Genomic DNA, 16912 nt, shown 5'->3' with positions numbered 1-16912 from the left:
GAGGAATGATCTCAGCCAGAATTATACCGGAGGAGCATATGACAGAAACCAGCACAGAGCGGTCAGGTCCGCTGACGGATCTGCGGGTCATTGAGCTCGGCCAGTTGGTGGCGGGGCCATTTTGCGGCCAGATGTTTGCGGATATGGGCGCTGATGTGATCAAGGTCGAACCGCCAGGGCAGGGCGATCCGCTGCGCGAATGGGGCCGTGATGGCTTTCCGCTCTGGTGGAGTGTCTGTGCGCGCGGCAAGCGCTGCATCACGCTGAATTTGCGGACCGAGGAGGGGCAAGGCCTTCTGAAGCAACTTGTCTCGGAGGCTGACTTTCTGGTTGAGAATTTCCGACCCGGCACTCTGGAGAAATGGGGGCTGGGATATGAGGAGCTCAAAAAGGTCAATCCAGGCCTGATCATGATCCGCGTATCCGGCTACGGCCAGACCGGACCATATTCTTCGAGACCGGGATATGCCTCGGTCGGTGAGGCGATGGGCGGTGTGCGCTATCTGATGGGGGAGCCGGACCGCAAGCCCTCCCGGGCGGGCATCTCACTGGGTGACAGTCTGGCCGGTCTCTTTTCGGCCTTCGGCGCGCTGGCGGCTCTACACCACCGCGAGAAGACCGGCGAAGGCCAGATGATCGATACCAGCATCTATGAATCCGTCCTGGCCTTCATGGAGGGACTGGTGCCGGAATACCAGTTTGAAGACTATACGCGCGAACGCTCAGGATCCGTCCTGCCGTCCATCGCGCCGTCCAACATCTATGATGGCAGGGACGGCATGGTCATCATTGCCGCCAATCAGCCGACCGTCTTTGCGCGCCTTTGCAAGGCCATTGGCCAGCCAGACCTGAAAGACGATCCGCGTTTCAACACGCATGCGGGGCGCGGCGAGAACATGGCCGAGCTGGACGCCATTATCAATGAATGGACGTCCAGCCGCACGATTGACGAAATCGAAGCCGAGATGGTCGAGGCGGCCGTCCCCGTGGGTAAGGTATTCCGGGCCTCCGACATGCTGGAAGATCCGCACTACAAGGCACGTCAATCGCTTGTGGAAGTGCCATCAGAGCGCTGGCCTGGCATCCTGCAGCAGAACATCGTCCCGCGCCTGACCGGTACGCCCGGCAAGATCCGCTGGGCAGGCCCCGACCGCCTCGGCCAGCACACAGCTGATGTGCTGACTGACCTGCTGGAGCTGACGCCAGAGCAGGTCGAAAAGCTGAAACAGTCGGGGATTGTCTGAGCGCGTCAGGCCGTCATCGCGCCATCGACGACATGTTCCTGTCCGTTGATATAGCTGGACTTGTCTGACGCCAGGAAGACGATCAGGTTTGCCACCTCGTCTGGCCGTCCGGCCCGGCCCATCGGAGAGGATTGTGCGCCCAGAAGCGCAACATTCATTTCGTTGGAGCCATCTGGCGCTGTCATGATACTGGCCGTCTCCGCGTCCATGGTTTCGGTTAGCCTTGAGATGGACTTCTGCCAGATCGGCGTGTCGATGATGCCGGGATGGACCGAATTCACGCGGATCGGCCAGCCCATCTGAGCGCATTCCACGGCAGCGGACTTTGTGAACAGACGCACCGCCCCCTTGGACGTGCAATAGGCGCTGAGGCCCGCTGCGCCCTTCAGACCGGCGACGGATGAGATGTTCACGATGGAGCCGCCATTTTCCTGCATCCGCCGGATCGCTGCACGCGTGCCCAGGAAGACACTATCGACATTCACGCTCATCTGGCGTTGCCAGTCATCCAGCGAAAAGTCCGCTATAGCCCCGCCAATTGCAATACCGGCATTATTGATCAGGATAGAGGGCGCACCGAGCTTGCTTTCGGCTGTCTCAAAAGCGGTATCCCACATCGCCTCATCGGTCACATCCTGTTGCAGGGTCTCCACGGTGCCGCCATTCGCCTTGATGCGGCTGGCGGTGACTTTGAGGCCGTCCTCGTCAATGTCTGTCGCCAGCACTGCGGCGCCCTCCTGAGCCAGTGCTTCCGCAGCTGCCAGCCCGATCCCGCTGCCTGCGCCCGTGACAATTGCCACACGTCCGTCCAGTAAACCCATGTTTTCCTCCCTTATGGTCTTTATGATTACCTCTACCTGTAGCAGGTGCGCAGCTTGACGGAAGAAGATGTTTGGTGTTTACCCCGCGCTTCACAACGGGATGGTGCGGTGCCGCCGTTGAAATCGTGGGTGCGAATGAGCGTCGCCCACCGGCCCGCGTCGATAATGAGGTACTACCATGTCTCGTCGCCATAGCGCGAAGTACAAAATCGACCGTCGCGTCGGTGAAAACATCTGGGGCCGCCCCAAATCTCCTGTAAACAAGCGTAACTACAAGCCGGGCCAGCACGGTCAAAGCCGTCGCAGCAAGACGTCCGACTATGGTATGCAGCTGATGGCGAAGCAGAAGCTGAAAGGCTACTACGGCGACATCACGGAGAAGCAGTTCCTTCGTATTTACGAAGATGCGAACCGCATGAAGGGCAACACCTCCGAGAACCTGATCGGTCTGCTCGAATCCCGTCTTGATGCCGTTGTGTATCGCGCGAAATTTGTTCCGACGATCTTTGCTGCCCGTCAGTTCATCAACCACGGTCACGTGATGGTGAATGGTCGCCGCTGCAATATCGGTTCTGTCCGCCTGAAAGCGGGCGATGTTGTTCAGATCCGCGAAAAGTCCCGTAACCTGGCTCTGGTGCTTGAAGCACTCGGCAGCCCGGAGCGTGACGTTCCGGAATATGTCGAAGTCGACCCGAAAGCGATGTCAGCCACTTATGTGCGCGTTCCGGAACTCTCCGACGTGCCATACCCGGTCCAGATGGAACCGGCACAGGTGGTCGAATTCTACTCCTCTTAAGAGGACTGAATTTCTTGAACTATATGATGGGCCGCGCCAGACTGGTGCGGCCTTTCTTTTTGGAGACCTGCCCCATATGGACATACCCAGCATCAAGCATGTGCGCGATCACCTCATCGCAAAACCTGGCAAGCCCTTCAGCCTTGCCGAGCGGCCAACGCGGGACGATGACATCTTCGCCAACAAGGATGACGCCAAGACTAGCCTGAAAAAGGACGCTGCTGTCATCAATGAGCTGAAAGACATGCTGTACGCCCACAAGAAGCAATCGATTCTGGTGATGCTTCAGGGCATGGACACAGCGGGCAAGTCCGGCACCATTCGGGGTGTGTTTGCTGACACGACTCCACTCGGCATGGAGGTGAAGGCGTTCAAGGCGCCGAGCGCGAACGAGCTGGCGCGTGACTATCTTTGGCGCGTCCACAATGCCGTGCCCAAAAAGGGGCATATCGGCATTTTCGACCGTTCACACTATGAAGATGTTCTGGTGGTGAAAGTCCGCGGCTGGGCCAGCGCGGAAGAGATTGATCAGCGCTATGACCAAATCAACGCTTTCGAGAAACACCTTACACAGAATGGTATCATCATCGTCAAATGCATGCTCAATGTCGGACATGAAGAGCAGGGCGAGCGCCTGGCCGAGCGCCTGGTTGAGCCGCACAAGCTGTGGAAGTTCAATCCGGGAGATCTGGAAGATCGCAAGGACTGGACGAAATTCATGGCGGCATATGAGACAGCAATCGAACGCTGTTCCACTGAGCATGCGCCCTGGTACGTCATCCCGTCAGACAGCCGAACGCGCCGGAATGCGATGATCGCCCGGCTTGTCCGCGGGGCCCTCGAAGATATGAATCTCGAATGGCCAAACCCGGGATACAAGCCGGACGATTTCGATATCGGTTAGCCGCCGTGGAAGTCGGTAGATCCGCCACTCATGGATTTGTTGGCGGATCGTGAGGCAGGGTTGCCGTAAATGTCGACACTGCCTCCGCTGGATGTTTTGCTCTTGGCTTCGTCGCTCGCATAGGCGCGGACGGACCCGCCGCTATTGGCGCCGGCTTTCACGCTCTTGCAGGTCAGCTCCTTCGCATTGGCCGAGCCACCTGACGAGGCCTTGATGTTCAGCTTGTTGCAGCTGCCATAGGCAGAGACGGATGCACCGCTGGAGACGTTGATCACCATATCATCCGCCTTCAGCCCTTCCGCGAGAAGGGAGGAGCCGGAGCTCGCTTCGATCTCCTCCAGATTCGGCGCGGTCACATGGAAGGTGACGCGCATCTTCTTGTTGCTCAGGCTGGAGGTGTTCTTGCGGGCAAGATAGAGGCGGTCACCATCCTGACGGACTTTCACATCGTCAGGCCCACCCTTGGTGAAATCTGCGCGTAACGAATAGTCAGGGCCAGTCGTGAATTTCACTTCTACCCCTGCGGCCACGTCCAGTTCATCAAAATTGGAGACATCATAAGTCTTGCTGACATCAGCGTAGCTGGATGGCGCGAAGGCGGTGATTGCAAGGGCAGCGGAGGCTGCCGCGAACAGAATGCGCTTTTTCATGAGAGTTTCCTTCCGTTCAGGGATTAGTTGAAGTCGACGTCGCCGCCGCTTGATTTGCTGACATCACGCTCAGCCGGGTCACCGTGGACAATGACGTCACCGCCGCTATTGGCTGACGCCGTGATGGATTTGGATGCGTGGACGCCGACATCTGCACTGCTGGATGCCGCGACCTTGGCCGACATGCAGATCAGGTCATCGGCATCCACATCGGCAGAGGAAGACGCCTCGATGTCGATCATGTTGCAGGTTCCCTCAACAGAAATGTCTGCGCTTGAGGATGCGTCTATTTCGACATTCGGCAGGCCAGAAATGGAGACTTCCACATCGGAGCTTGAAGACGCTTCCACATCGACCGGGCCCGCGCCAGACGCGCTTGCGCTTACATCTGCGCTGGAAGAGGCATCAATGTTCAACTTGTCACTGATCAGGTCTTCTGCGTCCACATCAGAGCTTGATGAGGCTTCGATGCTTGTTTTCTTCGAATTGCCGCTGACAGTGAGGGATGCGCTGGAAGAGCTGTCGAGTTCCAGCTCGTCGGCCGAGATATTTTCCGCCGTTAGCATGGAGGACTGGGAAACATCCAGTTCGGTAATCGAGGGAGAGGTAACAGTGACCTTGTAGCTCGGCTTCACATCGCCATTCACTTTGACGACCAGTTCGCCATTCTTGTACCTGATCGACATGTTTTTGCGCCATTTGGCCTTTTCCAGGCTCTTGCGCTTGATTTGCAACTCGTCGCCCTTGGTTTCGATCAGGATGTCGGAGAAGTCGCCATCCTTTTGGTCCACAGTGACGGAGTGCGACGACCCTTGCGTGTATTCGACAACAATGGCGCCGCTCACATCGACAGCGTCGAAATCTGACACATCATAGGATTTGGTCTCGGCGAGGGCAGGCATAGCCGCAAGGGTGAGCGCGGCAACAGAGATGGCTGTGCGTTTCATGAGTATTCTCCAGAACTTTATATTCCCCATATTTATATCGAAATACGATATGTCAATCGTCGAATTTCGATAAAACTGTGGTTCTTGTAATCGGATCCGGTCAGTTTCGGCCTTGCCGCCGCAGCACCATTGGGGGTTGTCCATAGGCCCGGACGAAGGCGGTCCGCATGCGTTCACTGTCGCCAAACCCTGTTTTCCGGGCAATTTCATTCAGAGATATGCCCGTGGTCTCGACGTGTTGGCGAGCTGATTCCAACCGCAGCTTCTCCACGAATCTTGCGGGTGTGCTGCCGATTTCGGACCGGAAAACCCGTGCAAAATTCCTTGGGCTCATCCCGACTTGTTCGGCGATTTGCTCAACTTTCAGGTCGCTGGCCAGATTTGCACGAATCCAGTCGATGAGAGGTTCAAAGCGTCCAGACAGCAGTTTCACATCCTGCATGACGGAGAACTGAGACTGGCCGCCATGCCTGCGGTGATGGACCACCAACTCTTGCGCGGCCCGGCGCGTGACCTCTGCGCCAAGGTCCTCCTCTACCAGAGCCAAAGCGAGATCAATCCCAGCCGTAATGCCTGCAGATGTCCAGAACTTGCCATCCTGAACGAAGATCCGGTCTGCTTCTACGGTCACGTCGGGAAAGTGCCGCGCCATGTCCGGGCACCGGCGCCAGTGCGTTGTGGCGCGCCGACCGTCAAGAAGCCCTGCAGCAGCGAGCAACATGGCTCCTGAACAAACAGATGTTGTCCGCCGGGTGCGGCTGGATACGTCGCGAATGGCATTGAGGAAATCCGCGTCATGCATGGCCTCTCGCGTGCCTTCACCCCCGGAGACGACCAACGTGTCCAGTGTAAGGCTGTCGGGGAGTATCTCCGAATGCATGCGAACGCCGCTGGATGCGCGGACCGCGCCGCCTGCCATTGAATAGAGCGTCAGGCGGTAAGGCGGCGGCGACATACCGCGGACGGGCATCTCGAAAACGGAAATGGGACCTGCAGCGTCCAACAGCTGGAAGTCTTCAAAAATGAGCACGCCGATTTCGCGGGGGCAGGAGTTGGCTGAAAACATGGGAACAATGTCCTTTCTGCCAACGCAGACATAGTCCATGGAAGACGGGTCAGCAAGGAGGCAGCCATGAGCCAGACATTCACCACCGTGTTCGCCGTCTACGATAACATGACGCAGCTAGACTTTACCGGACCGCACCAGGTCTTGTGCCGACTACCCGATGCCCAAACCATAATTGCGAGCCGGGATGGCGGTGACATTCTCGCGGAAGGCAATCTTGTCATCGGACGTACGTCGAAACTCTCTGAAATCGAACAATGCGATCTCCTCTGTGTGCCGGGTGGCTTAACCGCGACGAAAGTCGCTTTGGATGAAGACTTCGTGGGTCATGTTCGCCGCCTTGGGCAGAGCGCGACCTATGTCACATCAGTTTGCACCGGCTCGCTTATTCTTGGCGCGGCAGGGCTGCTTCAGGGGAAGCGGGCTGCATGCCACTGGGCATGGCGGGAGTTGCTGACCGAGTTCGGCGCCGTCATCGATGAGGGCCGCGTTGTGCGCGATGGCAATACTTTCACGGGCGGCGGTGTCACCGCCGGGATCGATTTCGCCCTGACGATGGTGGCTGAGATTGCCGGAGAGGATTACGCCAAGGCCCTGACGCTCGGCTATGAGTACGCGCCAGCTCCGCCATTCCCCGGAGGACGTCCGGAACTGGCTGAGGCGGCAACGCTTTCAGCCTACAATGCTCACATGTCCAAGCTGATGGATTCCCGGCGGGCCGAAGCCCATGAGGCGGGTGAGCTGATGCGCGCTCAGGCGGGAGCCCCGTAGAGGTCGTAATCGTCGGCGCCGGTAATCTTTGCCGGGACAATATCACCTGACTTCAGGTGGCTCGCATTCTCCAGGTAAACCACGGCATCGACTTCCGGCGCATCGGCTTTCGTCCGGCCAATCATCTCCCCCGGCTCTTCGCCAGGGCCGTCGAGGATGACATCCTGAACCGTGCCGACCTGAGCGGCTGCCCGGTCTGCAGAGATCTGCGCCTGAACTTCCATGAAGCGGTGCCAGCGTTCTTCCTTGACCTCTTCGGGGATATGCCCGGGCAGGTCACGGCTGTCGGCATGGGCGACGTTCTCGTATTTGAAACAACCCGCCCGGTCGATCCTGGCTTCGCGGATGAAGTCCAGCAAGATGTCGAAGTCCTCGTCCGTCTCACCGGGAAAACCGACAATGAATGTCGAGCGGATGGCAAGCTCCGGCACGTCCCGGCGCCATTGCTGGATACGCTCCAGAACGCGGTCCTGCTTGGCTGGACGCTTCATGGCCTTCAGGACCGGGGCAGAGGCATGCTGGAACGGGATGTCCAGATAGGGTGTGATCAGGCCTTCCGCCATCAGCGGGATGACATCATCTACATGCGGGTAAGGGTAGACATAGTGCATCCGCGTCCAGACGCCGAGGCTGCCGAGCCCCTTTGCCAGATCAAGGAAGCGCGTTTGATACTCAGTGCCGCGCCAGGTTTCCGGTTTGTAGCGTACATCCAGGCCGTAGGCGGACGTGTCCTGGCTGATCACCAGCAATTCCTTCACACCTGCGCCGACCAGGCGCTCGGCTTCCGTCAGCACGTGGTGGATCGGCCGGGAGGCGAGGTCTCCGCGTAATTTTGGAATGATGCAGAAGGAGCAACGATTGTTGCAGCCTTCCGAGATCTTCAAATACGCATAATGGCGAGGCGTCAGGCGCAGGCCAGCTTCCGGCACCAGATCAAGGTGAGGATTGTGCGGCGGCGTCAGATGTGTATGCACCGCGTCCATGACCGCTTCGTACTGGTGCGGCCCGGTAATCGCGAGCACTTTAGGGTGGGCTTTCTCGATCACGTCGGGCTCTGCGCCGAGGCAGCCCGTCACGATCACCTTGCCATTTGCCTCGATGGCCTCACCGATGGCATCCAGGCTTTCATCGCGAGCGCTGTCGATGAAACCGCACGTATTCACCAGCACAAGGTCTGCGCCATCATAATCCGGCGCAATCTGATACCCTTCGGCACGTAGCCGCGTAATGATACGCTCGGAATCCACCAGCGCCTTTGGGCAGCCAAGGGACACAATCCCCACTTTCGGGGATTTCGCGGGCCGGATCGGGGCAGGGGCAATCGGTGTCGTGTTCATCGCGTCCTGCTATAACGAAAGCCAATGTCTGGGAAGACCATGCCGACAGAGCCGCCCAACCCTCATGTCCTCCATGCAGGCTGAAATATGGTTACCACTTCGTTGCAGGCCTTGTCCCAAATTGGTCCAAAAACTTGGAGTCGTGGAAATGTCACTCTGTTAGCCATGATATCGGGTGAACACTCGATAGTAGAGGCGAATATGGAAGGATGGATGATTAATCTGGCAGGCTGGGGCCTCGCGCTGCTTGGCGTCTACCTGGTTTGGTACACGCTGAAGCAATGGCGCCGTGCCGCGAAAGCCTGTTATCCGATGCCATTCCGTCGCCGTAAGGGCTATATGGCCGGCTTGGCGTTCAGCGCCATGTTCCTGGCATCACCCGCCATCGTACAGGCTGACAGCCCGATGGATGCGTATCAAATGGTTGCAAATTATGCGGCAGAGCAGGGCTGAGGCTTAGGCCTCTTCCAGCTCAATGCCTTTTTCCTTCAGGAAGTCGCGCAGCTCGCCGCTTTCGAACATCTCTTTGACGATGTCACAGCCGCCAACGAACTCGCCTTTGACGTAAAGCTGCGGGATGGTCGGCCATTCGGAATAGACCTTGATGCCTTCGCGGACAGCCTGATCTTCGAGAACGTTGGTGGAGACATATTCCACGCCAAGATAATCGAGCACCTGAACCACGACGGATGAGAAACCGCACTGCGGGAAGGTCGGCGTGCCTTTCATGAAAAGGACAACGTCATTGCTCTTCACGGCCTTGCCGATGGCGTCGAGTGTGGCTTGATCAGTCATTAGATATCTCCGCTGTCTGCACAGCATGTGTGGTGGATACCCGGCAGCGTCAAGAAGCGAAGCTGCCGGGTAAGTGATATTACCAGCCGCAGCTTTCGTCGGCGTTCTGGTCTTTCAGGTACAGCATCAGCGGATCGAAGTATTCGATGATCGCGCTGCCATCCATTTGGCGGGTGCCAGTGAACTTCTCCAGCGTGTCCGGCCAAGGCTCTGATGCACCCGCTTCCAGCATGGCGTTGAAGCGCTCGCCAACTTCCTTGTTGTCATAGATGGAACAGCGATGCAGCGGGCCTTCCCATCCGGCCTGCTCACAGGCGGCTTTGTGGAACTGGAACTGCAGAATGTAGCTCAGGAAATACCGCAGATAGGGCGTGTTGCCCGGAACGTGGTACTTCGCGCCGGGGTCAAACGCATCGGCCGGACGCGGGGCTGGCGGTACAAGACCCTGGTTCTTCAGGCGCAGATCCCACCAGGCCTGATTGTACGCTTCCGGTGCAGTTTTGCCCGACAGCACATCCCAGCGCCAGCCATCTACGGTCAGAGCAAAGGGAAGGAAGGCGATCTTGTCGAGCGCCGTGTTCAGCAGCAGCGCCGTATCGGCGTCTGCCGGCGGGATCTGGTCTTCCGTGATCAGGCCGATTTGCTGCAGGTAGATTGGCGTGATGGACAGGCCGACAAAGTCACCGATCGCTTCATGGAAGCCATCATGTGCGCCGTTCTTGTAAAGATAGTCCTGATCCTTGTAGGCGCGCTGGTAGAAATTGTGACCCAGCTCGTGGTGCACGGTGTAGAAGTCTTCCGCGTTCACCTCAGTACACATCTTGATGCGGACATCGTCCTCATCGTCCAGGTCCCAGGCAGAGGCGTGGCAAACCACTTCCCGATCCGCCGGGCGCACAATCATGGAGCGTTCCCAGAACGTCTTCGGCAGCGGATCGAAGCCCAGTGACGTGAAGAAGGCTTCGCCGGTCTCCACCATCTTGATCGGCGTGTAGCCTTTTTCCTGAAGCTGCTCTGTCAAATCATAGCTTGGCGCGACCACATCGGCCGGCTTCACGATGTCATAGATGCTGGACCATTGCTGGGCCCACATATTCCCGAGCAGATCGGCGCGGATCGGGCCGGTGCGTGGCTGTACATCGTCGCCATATTTCTCGTTTAGCTTGGCGCGCGTGTAGCAATGCAGCTCCTTGTAGAGCGGCTCGACCTGCGTCCACAGGCGCTCGACTTCCGCTTCCATGTCTTCCGGTGGCATGTCGTAGCCAGACAGCCACATCTGATCCAGGCTAGGGAAGCCCAGTTCCTCGGCGCCTTCATTGGCGATCTCGACCATGCGAGCATAGTCATCCTTCATTGGAGGAGAGATCGTACGCCAGCCTTCCCAGACGGCTTTCAGCTCTTCCGGGTCGCGGCTGGTTTCGATGATCGTGGACAGCTGGTCCAGATTGAGCGCTTCGCCCTTATAGGTGAACTTGCCGGTGCCATAGGTGGCGTCCAGATTGGTCGTTATCTTGGAAAGCTCTTCCGCCGCGCCGGGGGTAGACGGGGCTGGAATGGTGATGCTGGAGCGCAGGATGTTCATCTTGCGGGCAAGGTCTGCCGGCAGGACATCCACATCGAACTTCTTGGACTCATTGGCCAGCGACACGGCCAGCTTGGTCGAGACAGCACCAGCCTCTGCGGCTGCAGCATTGGTCTCTTCGGTAATGTTGGTCGCCTGGTTCCAGTAGGCCTGCGCGGCAATCTTGCTCTGCGCGGCCAGCTTTGCTTCCGCCATCTCAAGGAAAGCGCGCGCTTCGGCGATCTCTGCAGCGTGGTCGGTTTCGGCTGGGGCTTCTGTTGTCGTTTCAGCCAGATCAGTCTTTGTCGCTTCAGAGCTTTCCGGCGCGGCGCACGAGGCCAGCACAAGACTCAGCGCGATCACGCTGCTTGTCAGGGTCAAACGTTTCATAAGGTTGTTTCCTCATCCTTGGATGCAGGGCAAACAACCGCGAACCGTTCGTTGCGTCAATCCAGCTTGTTCAAGAAGATGGGGCCTTTGTCTTCAGTGCCAGCGCATGAAGTTCCCCGCCCATCGCGCCTTTCAGGGCAGAATATACCATCTGATGCTGTTTAACCCGGGGCAGTCCGGCGAATTGCGGGCTGACGATCTCCGCCTGCCAGTGATTGTCATCTCCGGCGAGGTCCGTCAGCGTGATCTCTGCTTCCGGAAATGCATCCGTCAGATATCCAAGCAACGTATCGCGGGACATGGCCATGGCAGTCTTCCTTCATCCTGGTGCCGGGCACAGGTGGCGTTTCCGGCGTGCGGCGTCAAGCATCGGTGCACGGGCGTTGTGAGAGACGCGCCATGCGAATAGGGTATTCGCGTCTTTCATAGCATACAGGACCTCCATCTCATGAAGATCGGCCGCGCCTTTATTATTTCCGAAATCCTGCTCGTCCTGACGATCATCGGGGGAGTCGTCTTCTTTCTGTCGACGCGTGATAATTCTGATCAGGCTGCTGCCCTCACGCATTATCAGACCCAGTATATTGACGGGCCGGCCATGCTGAACCTGACGGAGACGCTTTCCTCGGATGCCCTGCAGGGCCGCCGTACCGGCACCGAAGGCGCAGATGCCGCGATGAATTTCATCCTGAAGCGCTACGAGACAATTGGGCTGGAACCTGTTGGCGACAATTACAAACATCCATTCCCGATTACGGCACCGGAGGACGCGTCAGATGATAAATTGCCGGAAGAGGGCGTGAATGTGCTTGGCTGGATGCCTGGCAAGACACCCGGCAAGGGGCCGATGCTGGTCATCACGGCGCACTATGATCATCTCGGCGTGATAGATGGTGAGATCTATAATGGCGCAGATGACAATGCGTCGGGCGTGGCGGCCATGATCGCGATTGCTGAATACTTCAAACGCCACCGTCCTGCGCATGATGTCGCCTTTGCCGCTCTGGATGGCGAAGAGATCGGGCTGCAAGGCGCCAAAGCGCTGGTTGCGTCAGACGCCCTCGATATGAAGCGCGTGGCTCTCAATATCAATCTCGACATGGTCAGCCGCTCGGAGGCAGGCGAGCTTTATGTGGCGGGCACATACCACACGCCCGCGCTGTTGCCGCTGGTCGAAGAGATCGCGGCCGAAGCGCCTGTGTCACTTCTTGTCGGGCATGACCAGCCGGAGCTTGGGCATGATGACTGGACGGAGGCATCCGACCATGGCGCCTTTTATACGGCCGGAATTCCGTTCCTTTACTTCGGCGTTGAGGACCATGCCGGCTATCACCAGCCTTCCGATGATTATGTGAACATCACACATGACTTTTTTCTCAGGGCAGGGGATACGATCGCGCTGGCTGCCAAAAAGTCCGATGCGTGGATTGAGGGCAACTATTAAAGCCCTAATAACAGGCGTGTACAGAGTATACTTTAAGGCCCGACAGTCAACCTTTTGAGGGCCCAATATGTGTTTCTTGTTCTGAGCAACCCTGCGTTACGCCTTGCTTTCGTTTTGGTTCCTGCATCACTGCGCATACCCCTGAGGGGGCTTGCAGATTTCAGACCGTGGAACTGGAAAAGTTCCATTAAAACAACTTCATGCGCGGTTAATCCGCGTTAAGAATATGTGGCTTTGCTGCAACTGCTGCAGCTTGCGGAATTGTCATCGGAACGAACACAGTTCGGACACGGTTTCCTTGTGGTCTCGTCGATCTGGCGGGAGCTGATTTTGTCTTAAAGGAGACCACATGTTTAAGTATATTCTGATTGCCTCTGCAGCTACGGGTCTGGCAGCAACGGCGAATGCCCAGTCTTATGACAATGACACAGGCCTCTATCTGGACGGCGGGTATCAGTATCTGGACATCAAGCCGGATGGTGCTGACAGCGGTGTGGATACCAATGGCATCGCCGCACGTCTTGGCTACAAGTTCAACAATGTCTTCAGCCTTGAAGGTGAACTGGCCAGCGGCATTGATGATGGTGAGTTCGACTACAATGTCGACGAAGACGAGTTCAATCTTGATGACAATGATGATGGTGACTTTGAAGACGTCATCGGCGCATCAGGCGATATCGGCCTGAACTATCTGGTCGGTCTCTATGGCCGCGCAGACCTGCCGGTTACGGAGCGTATGAATCTCTTCGCTCGTGCAGGTTATGCCTATATCGACGTGGACGCATCCGTGAACACGCCAGGTGGCACCGCCATCAACATTGAGGATTCTGCAGATGGCCCGGCCATCGGCGCAGGTATGACCTATGACCTCAATGACAATTGGGAACTGCGTGGTGACTACACCTACTATTCCTTCGACAGCACCGACACCAATGGTGTGATGCTGGGTCTCGGCTACAAGTTCTAATCGAACGCTATTGTAGCTGAAGGCATTGCCCCTCTCGCAGAATGCGGGAGGGGCTTTTCACATTCAGTCCACGGAATTCATGTAAGTCGGCAGCCAGCCTTCGTGGGCCTCGCGCAGCTTCGCGAGCGAAATGGACTGCCGCTCTGCGCCCACCAGTGCGAACTCAATCACATCACCCTTGAACTTGCCGATGTATGTATAGGGCAGGCCAAGGTCTTTCAGTTTCTGGTGCGTGACTTCTTCATCAGCCGCATCGACAGCAATCACGAACCGGTTCTGGTCTTCCCCGAACAGGTATCCCGCATGACCGGAGTCTGGCCCGTAGATTTCCACGCCGACGCCACTCGCAAGCGCCATTTCTGTCAGCGTGCAGGCAACGCCCCCATCGCTGACATCATGCACGGCGCGTACAGCGCCATCCTTGATCAGTTTGCGGACTGCCGTACTGATACGCACCGTCTCTGTCAGATCCACTGTGGGGGAGGTGCCGAGTGCTTCGCCTTTGAGGCCCAGAATGGTGCGGGCGTAGAGGGACGCGCCAAGCTCATTTCCGTCCGCCCCAATCAGGAAGGCAACATCACCCTCCTGCGCACCTTTCAGCGTTGCCACTTTGGTGAGGTCTTCGATCAGGCCCACGCCGCCCACAACAGGGGTCGGCGGGATCGCCTTGCCATCGGTCTCATTGTAGAGCGACACGTTCCCGGACACGACAGGGAAGTCGAGGTCCCGGCAGGCTTCTGCCATGCCTTCGATCGCCTTTACGATATAGCCCATCGTATTCGGCTTTTCCGGGTTCCCGAAATTCAGATTGTCCGTGATCGCAATCGGTGTCGCGCCAACGGCAGAGAGGTTGCGATAGGCCTCTGCCACAACGGCCTTGCCGCCTTCGAACGGGTCTGCCGCCACATAATGCGGGTTACAATCGGAACAGATGGCCAGTGCCTTGTTCGTGTCGTGAATGCGCACAATCGCTGCGTCCCCCTGGGACTGAGAGCTATCGACCGTGTCGCCCATCACATGGCGGTCATATTGTTCCCAGATCCAACGCTTGGAGGCCATGTCAGGGCAGGACATCAGCTTCAGCAGTGTCTCGCCATGATCGCTTGGCGCGTCATACTTCGTGACGTCAAAAGCTGCCCGCTTCGGCGGCTCGTTCCATGGGCGGTCATAGTTCGGTGCGTCTTCGGCGAGCGGGGCAACGGGAATGTAGCAGACGGTCTCGCCAAACTGCGTCAGCACGAGGTGACCCGTATCCGTGGTGTGCCCAATGACTTCTGCGGAGAGATCGTATTTGTCGAACACGGCTTTCGCGACATCAATCTTGTCGGGGTAGAGCACCATCAGCATGCGCTCCTGGCTCTCCGACAGCATGATCTCGTAAGCGGTCATGCCTTCCTCGCGCTGGGGCACCTTGTCGAGGTCCATGACCACGCCAATGCCTTCGCCATTCTCTCCGCCACTGGCCGCCATTTCGACGGAGGAGGAGGTCAGGCCCGCGGCGCCCATGTCCTGGATCGCTTGGATGGCGTCCGTCGCCATCAGTTCCAGACAGGCTTCGATGAGCAGCTTCTCGGTGAACGGGTCGCCGACCTGTACGGTCGGACGTTTCTCTTCGTCACCTTCGGAGAATTCGGCAGACGCCATGGTTGCGCCATGGATGCCGTCGCGGCCCGTCTTGGAGCCGACATAGAAGATCGGATTACCCGGCGTTGCGCCCCGCGCATAGAAGATCTTGTCCTGATCGGCGAGGCCAACCGCCATCGCATTGACCAGGATGTTGCCATCATAGCCCTCGTCGAACTGCGTCTCGCCCGCAACGGTCGGCACGCCGACGCAATTGCCATAGCCGCCAATGCCCGCCACGACGCCGGAGACTAGGCTGCGGGTCTTTGGATGGTCAGGCGAGCCAAAGCGCAGCGCATTGACCAGCGCAATCGGCCGCGCGCCCATGGTGAAAACATCGCGCAAAATGCCGCCAACGCCGGTCGCAGCGCCCTGATAGGGCTCGATATAGGAGGGGTGGTTGTGGCTCTCCATCTTGAAGATGGCGGCCTGGCCATCGCCAATGTCGATCACACCGGCATTTTCGCCCGGCCCCTGGATCACGCGGTCATTCTTGGTCGGGAATTTCGACAGGTGACGGCGGGATGATTTGTAGGAGCAATGCTCGGACCACATCACCGAATAGATGCCGAGTTCTACAAGGTTCGGCTTACGCTCGAGACGGGTAACAAGTCGCTCCCATTCATCGGCCTTGATGCCATGTTCCAAGCCGGCAGTTTCGTCCTGCTCGGCGGTGAGGTGGGCGAGGATCGCGGATGTGTCAGTCATGCCCGGCGCTTTAGCCGCAATCGCCACGAGTCGCCAGACTCTATTGCCGTTGAGAGGCCTCAGAAGGCCGGTTTTCGCGAAATGAACGCATTTTAACGAAGCCTTCCGTGGGTAAGGGCGTTTGAAACAATGGAAACAGGCAGCTTTGGAAAGGAGCCGACCGTGAAACAACATCTGATTATCCTGGCAGCACCCCTGCTTGCCGCAGCCTGCGGGCAGAACGTCACCAAGGCGGATGGAGAGGCCATGCCGGCCCCAGCCCCCATTAATTCCGCCGACAAGGACGCCAAGAAAGCCGACAAGGCTCCTGAGATCCAAGTGACCGAAGTCAAAGGCGCGTGGGAGAAGACCGATACGCCCCGCGGCCAGCAAGTGGCCTACATGTCGGAAGATGGCGCGGTCAGCCTGTCGATCACCTGCCAGCAGCCAGACGCCTTTGCAGGTGAAAATGCCCAGAACGTGCTGGTTCTGCGCCGCACATTTGCGGGCAAGGACGCTCCGTCCCAGGTCGGGGTTTTCACCTCGGCCAGCAATGCGGCCATCGTGGCCCAGGTCGATGAAGAGAGTCAGGAAATCGTGGGTATGTTCGATACCCGCTCAACGGCGGCCAATGCTCTGGCCAATGGTGACGGCGACCTTCGCTTCGTCGCAGGCGATAGCGCTTACGTGATGCCGACAGACCCGATGGTTGAGGAATTGATCGAGTCATGTCGTCCGCCGATCGAGTCCAATCTCGAAGGGGCAGACACGGAAGAGACGGGCGAAGAAGCCCCCGCCGATTCTGGCACCTGATCCCCAAGAAAGTTCAATCCCCTGAACGAAACTGGCCCGCCTCATATGAGACGGGCCAGCTTTGTTTCAGCTTGTCATTACATCAGGCCGCAAGGC

Annotated in this window: 17 protein-coding genes; 8 read left to right on the top strand and 9 right to left on the bottom strand. The window is 58.0% G+C overall.

The annotated features are described in order from the left end of the window. Window positions 1-38: 38 nt before the first annotated feature. Window positions 39-1244 carry a CaiB/BaiF CoA transferase family protein gene (locus HY29_RS00290; protein WP_034789614.1) on the top strand — a complete coding sequence of 402 codons (1206 nt, stop codon included), beginning with the start codon at window positions 39-41 and terminating at the stop codon, window positions 1242-1244. Window positions 1245-1249: 5 nt separating this feature from the next. Here the strand turns inward: HY29_RS00290 and HY29_RS00285 are convergent, their stop codons facing one another. Further along, window positions 1250-2065 carry an SDR family NAD(P)-dependent oxidoreductase gene (locus HY29_RS00285; RefSeq protein WP_034789612.1) on the bottom strand — a complete coding sequence of 272 codons (816 nt, stop codon included), beginning with the start codon at window positions 2063-2065 and terminating at the stop codon, window positions 1250-1252. Window positions 2066-2243: 178 nt separating this feature from the next. Here HY29_RS00285 and rpsD point away from each other — a divergent pair, with 178 nt between their 5' ends. Further along, window positions 2244-2861 (top strand): 30S ribosomal protein S4, encoded by a 618-nt coding sequence (gene rpsD, locus HY29_RS00280; RefSeq protein WP_034789607.1) that lies wholly within the window; start codon window positions 2244-2246, stop codon window positions 2859-2861. 76 nt (window positions 2862-2937) lie between these two features. Further along, on the top strand, window positions 2938-3765 hold the full coding sequence (locus tag HY29_RS00275; protein ID WP_034789604.1) for a PPK2 family polyphosphate kinase: 828 nt from the start codon (window positions 2938-2940) through the stop codon (window positions 3763-3765). On the opposite strand, the gene HY29_RS18130 is transcribed toward HY29_RS00275, so the two are convergent. The 3 genes from HY29_RS18130 to HY29_RS00260 all read right to left on the bottom strand — a co-directional run bounded on the left by HY29_RS18130 (window position 3762) and on the right by HY29_RS00260 (window position 6428). Beyond that, on the bottom strand, window positions 3762-4415 hold the full coding sequence (locus HY29_RS18130) for a GIN domain-containing protein (protein ID WP_051600958.1): 654 nt from the start codon (window positions 4413-4415) through the stop codon (window positions 3762-3764). The genes HY29_RS00275 and HY29_RS18130 overlap by 4 nt on opposite strands. A 23-nt stretch (window positions 4416-4438) precedes the next feature. Next, window positions 4439-5362 (bottom strand): GIN domain-containing protein, encoded by a 924-nt coding sequence (locus HY29_RS18125; protein ID WP_051600957.1) that lies wholly within the window; start codon window positions 5360-5362, stop codon window positions 4439-4441. A 100-nt stretch (window positions 5363-5462) separates the two neighbouring features. Further along, window positions 5463-6428, bottom strand: coding sequence for a GlxA family transcriptional regulator (locus tag HY29_RS00260; RefSeq protein ID WP_034790442.1), 966 nt, complete (start codon window positions 6426-6428; stop codon window positions 5463-5465). A 66-nt stretch (window positions 6429-6494) separates the two neighbouring features. On the opposite strand from HY29_RS00260, the gene HY29_RS00255 reads away from it, so the two are divergent. Continuing rightward, a complete protein-coding gene (locus tag HY29_RS00255; RefSeq protein ID WP_034789597.1) occupies window positions 6495-7199 on the top strand; it encodes a DJ-1/PfpI family protein in 705 nt (234 codons plus the stop codon). On the opposite strand, the gene rimO is transcribed toward HY29_RS00255, so the two are convergent. Beyond that, window positions 7181-8536 (bottom strand): 30S ribosomal protein S12 methylthiotransferase RimO, encoded by a 1356-nt coding sequence (gene rimO / locus HY29_RS00250; protein ID WP_034789594.1) that lies wholly within the window; start codon window positions 8534-8536, stop codon window positions 7181-7183. The genes HY29_RS00255 and rimO overlap by 19 nt on opposite strands. A 213-nt stretch (window positions 8537-8749) precedes the next feature. Between rimO and HY29_RS00245 the strand changes: the two genes are divergently transcribed. Further along, on the top strand, window positions 8750-8989 hold the full coding sequence (locus HY29_RS00245) for a hypothetical protein (RefSeq protein ID WP_162176652.1): 240 nt from the start codon (window positions 8750-8752) through the stop codon (window positions 8987-8989). Window positions 8990-8992: 3 nt separating this feature from the next. On the opposite strand, the gene grxD is transcribed toward HY29_RS00245, so the two are convergent. From grxD to HY29_RS00230, 3 genes are all read right to left on the bottom strand, one after another. Then, window positions 8993-9331 (bottom strand): Grx4 family monothiol glutaredoxin, encoded by a 339-nt coding sequence (gene grxD / locus HY29_RS00240; protein WP_034789589.1) that lies wholly within the window; start codon window positions 9329-9331, stop codon window positions 8993-8995. Between the two features lie 79 nt (window positions 9332-9410). Continuing rightward, window positions 9411-11282 carry a M2 family metallopeptidase gene (locus tag HY29_RS00235; protein WP_034789586.1) on the bottom strand — a complete coding sequence of 624 codons (1872 nt, stop codon included), beginning with the start codon at window positions 11280-11282 and terminating at the stop codon, window positions 9411-9413. Window positions 11283-11352: 70 nt separating this feature from the next. After that, window positions 11353-11589, bottom strand: coding sequence for a BolA/IbaG family iron-sulfur metabolism protein (locus HY29_RS00230; RefSeq protein ID WP_034789583.1), 237 nt, complete (start codon window positions 11587-11589; stop codon window positions 11353-11355). A gap of 141 nt (window positions 11590-11730) precedes the next feature. Between HY29_RS00230 and HY29_RS00225 the strand changes: the two genes are divergently transcribed. Both HY29_RS00225 and HY29_RS00220 read left to right on the top strand, forming a co-directional pair. Beyond that, window positions 11731-12726: a M20/M25/M40 family metallo-hydrolase gene (locus tag HY29_RS00225; protein WP_051600956.1), complete on the top strand. Its 996-nt coding sequence runs from the start codon at window positions 11731-11733 to the stop codon at window positions 12724-12726. Window positions 12727-13075: 349 nt separating this feature from the next. Next, complete coding sequence (locus tag HY29_RS00220) at window positions 13076-13693, top strand: porin family protein (protein WP_034789581.1); 618 nt, start codon at window positions 13076-13078, stop codon at window positions 13691-13693. A 63-nt stretch (window positions 13694-13756) separates the two neighbouring features. On the opposite strand, the gene purL is transcribed toward HY29_RS00220, so the two are convergent. Continuing rightward, entirely contained in the window at window positions 13757-16024 is a 2268-nt protein-coding gene (gene purL, locus HY29_RS00215) for a phosphoribosylformylglycinamidine synthase subunit PurL (protein WP_034789580.1), read from the bottom strand. Between the two features lie 162 nt (window positions 16025-16186). On the opposite strand from purL, the gene HY29_RS00210 reads away from it, so the two are divergent. After that, on the top strand, window positions 16187-16816 hold the full coding sequence (locus HY29_RS00210; protein WP_155838151.1) for a hypothetical protein: 630 nt from the start codon (window positions 16187-16189) through the stop codon (window positions 16814-16816). Window positions 16817-16912 lie beyond the last annotated feature (96 nt).

It is taken from the genome of Hyphomonas beringensis (genome assembly GCF_000682755.1).
In the GTDB taxonomy this organism is placed as follows: Bacteria; Pseudomonadota; Alphaproteobacteria; order Caulobacterales; family Hyphomonadaceae; genus Hyphomonas; species Hyphomonas beringensis.
Note: the sequence above shows the minus strand (reverse complement) of the source record. Positions and strands in the feature narration are given on the sequence as shown.

What these genes read in the sequence shown, in the direction of transcription:
- rimO (WP_034789594.1), bottom strand. Translation starts at nt 8,536, where the DNA reads ATGAACACGACACCGATTGCCCCTGCCCCGATCCGGCCCGCGAAATCC.
- HY29_RS00260 (WP_034790442.1), bottom strand. Translation starts at nt 6,428, where the DNA reads ATGTTTTCAGCCAACTCCTGCCCCCGCGAAATCGGCGTGCTCATTTTT.
- HY29_RS18125 (WP_051600957.1), bottom strand. Translation starts at nt 5,362, where the DNA reads ATGAAACGCACAGCCATCTCTGTTGCCGCGCTCACCCTTGCGGCTATG.
- HY29_RS18130 (WP_051600958.1), bottom strand. Translation starts at nt 4,415, where the DNA reads ATGAAAAAGCGCATTCTGTTCGCGGCAGCCTCCGCTGCCCTTGCAATC.
- rpsD (WP_034789607.1), top strand. Translation starts at nt 2,244, where the DNA reads ATGTCTCGTCGCCATAGCGCGAAGTACAAAATCGACCGTCGCGTCGGT.
- HY29_RS00255 (WP_034789597.1), top strand. Translation starts at nt 6,495, where the DNA reads ATGAGCCAGACATTCACCACCGTGTTCGCCGTCTACGATAACATGACG.
- HY29_RS00235 (WP_034789586.1), bottom strand. Translation starts at nt 11,282, where the DNA reads ATGAAACGTTTGACCCTGACAAGCAGCGTGATCGCGCTGAGTCTTGTG.
- grxD (WP_034789589.1), bottom strand. Translation starts at nt 9,331, where the DNA reads ATGACTGATCAAGCCACACTCGACGCCATCGGCAAGGCCGTGAAGAGC.
- HY29_RS00245 (WP_162176652.1), top strand. Translation starts at nt 8,750, where the DNA reads ATGATTAATCTGGCAGGCTGGGGCCTCGCGCTGCTTGGCGTCTACCTG.
- HY29_RS00290 (WP_034789614.1), top strand. Translation starts at nt 39, where the DNA reads ATGACAGAAACCAGCACAGAGCGGTCAGGTCCGCTGACGGATCTGCGG.
- HY29_RS00285 (WP_034789612.1), bottom strand. Translation starts at nt 2,065, where the DNA reads ATGGGTTTACTGGACGGACGTGTGGCAATTGTCACGGGCGCAGGCAGC.
- HY29_RS00275 (WP_034789604.1), top strand. Translation starts at nt 2,938, where the DNA reads ATGGACATACCCAGCATCAAGCATGTGCGCGATCACCTCATCGCAAAA.
- purL (WP_034789580.1), bottom strand. Translation starts at nt 16,024, where the DNA reads ATGACTGACACATCCGCGATCCTCGCCCACCTCACCGCCGAGCAGGAC.
- HY29_RS00230 (WP_034789583.1), bottom strand. Translation starts at nt 11,589, where the DNA reads ATGGCCATGTCCCGCGATACGTTGCTTGGATATCTGACGGATGCATTT.
- HY29_RS00220 (WP_034789581.1), top strand. Translation starts at nt 13,076, where the DNA reads ATGTTTAAGTATATTCTGATTGCCTCTGCAGCTACGGGTCTGGCAGCA.
- HY29_RS00225 (WP_051600956.1), top strand. Translation starts at nt 11,731, where the DNA reads ATGAAGATCGGCCGCGCCTTTATTATTTCCGAAATCCTGCTCGTCCTG.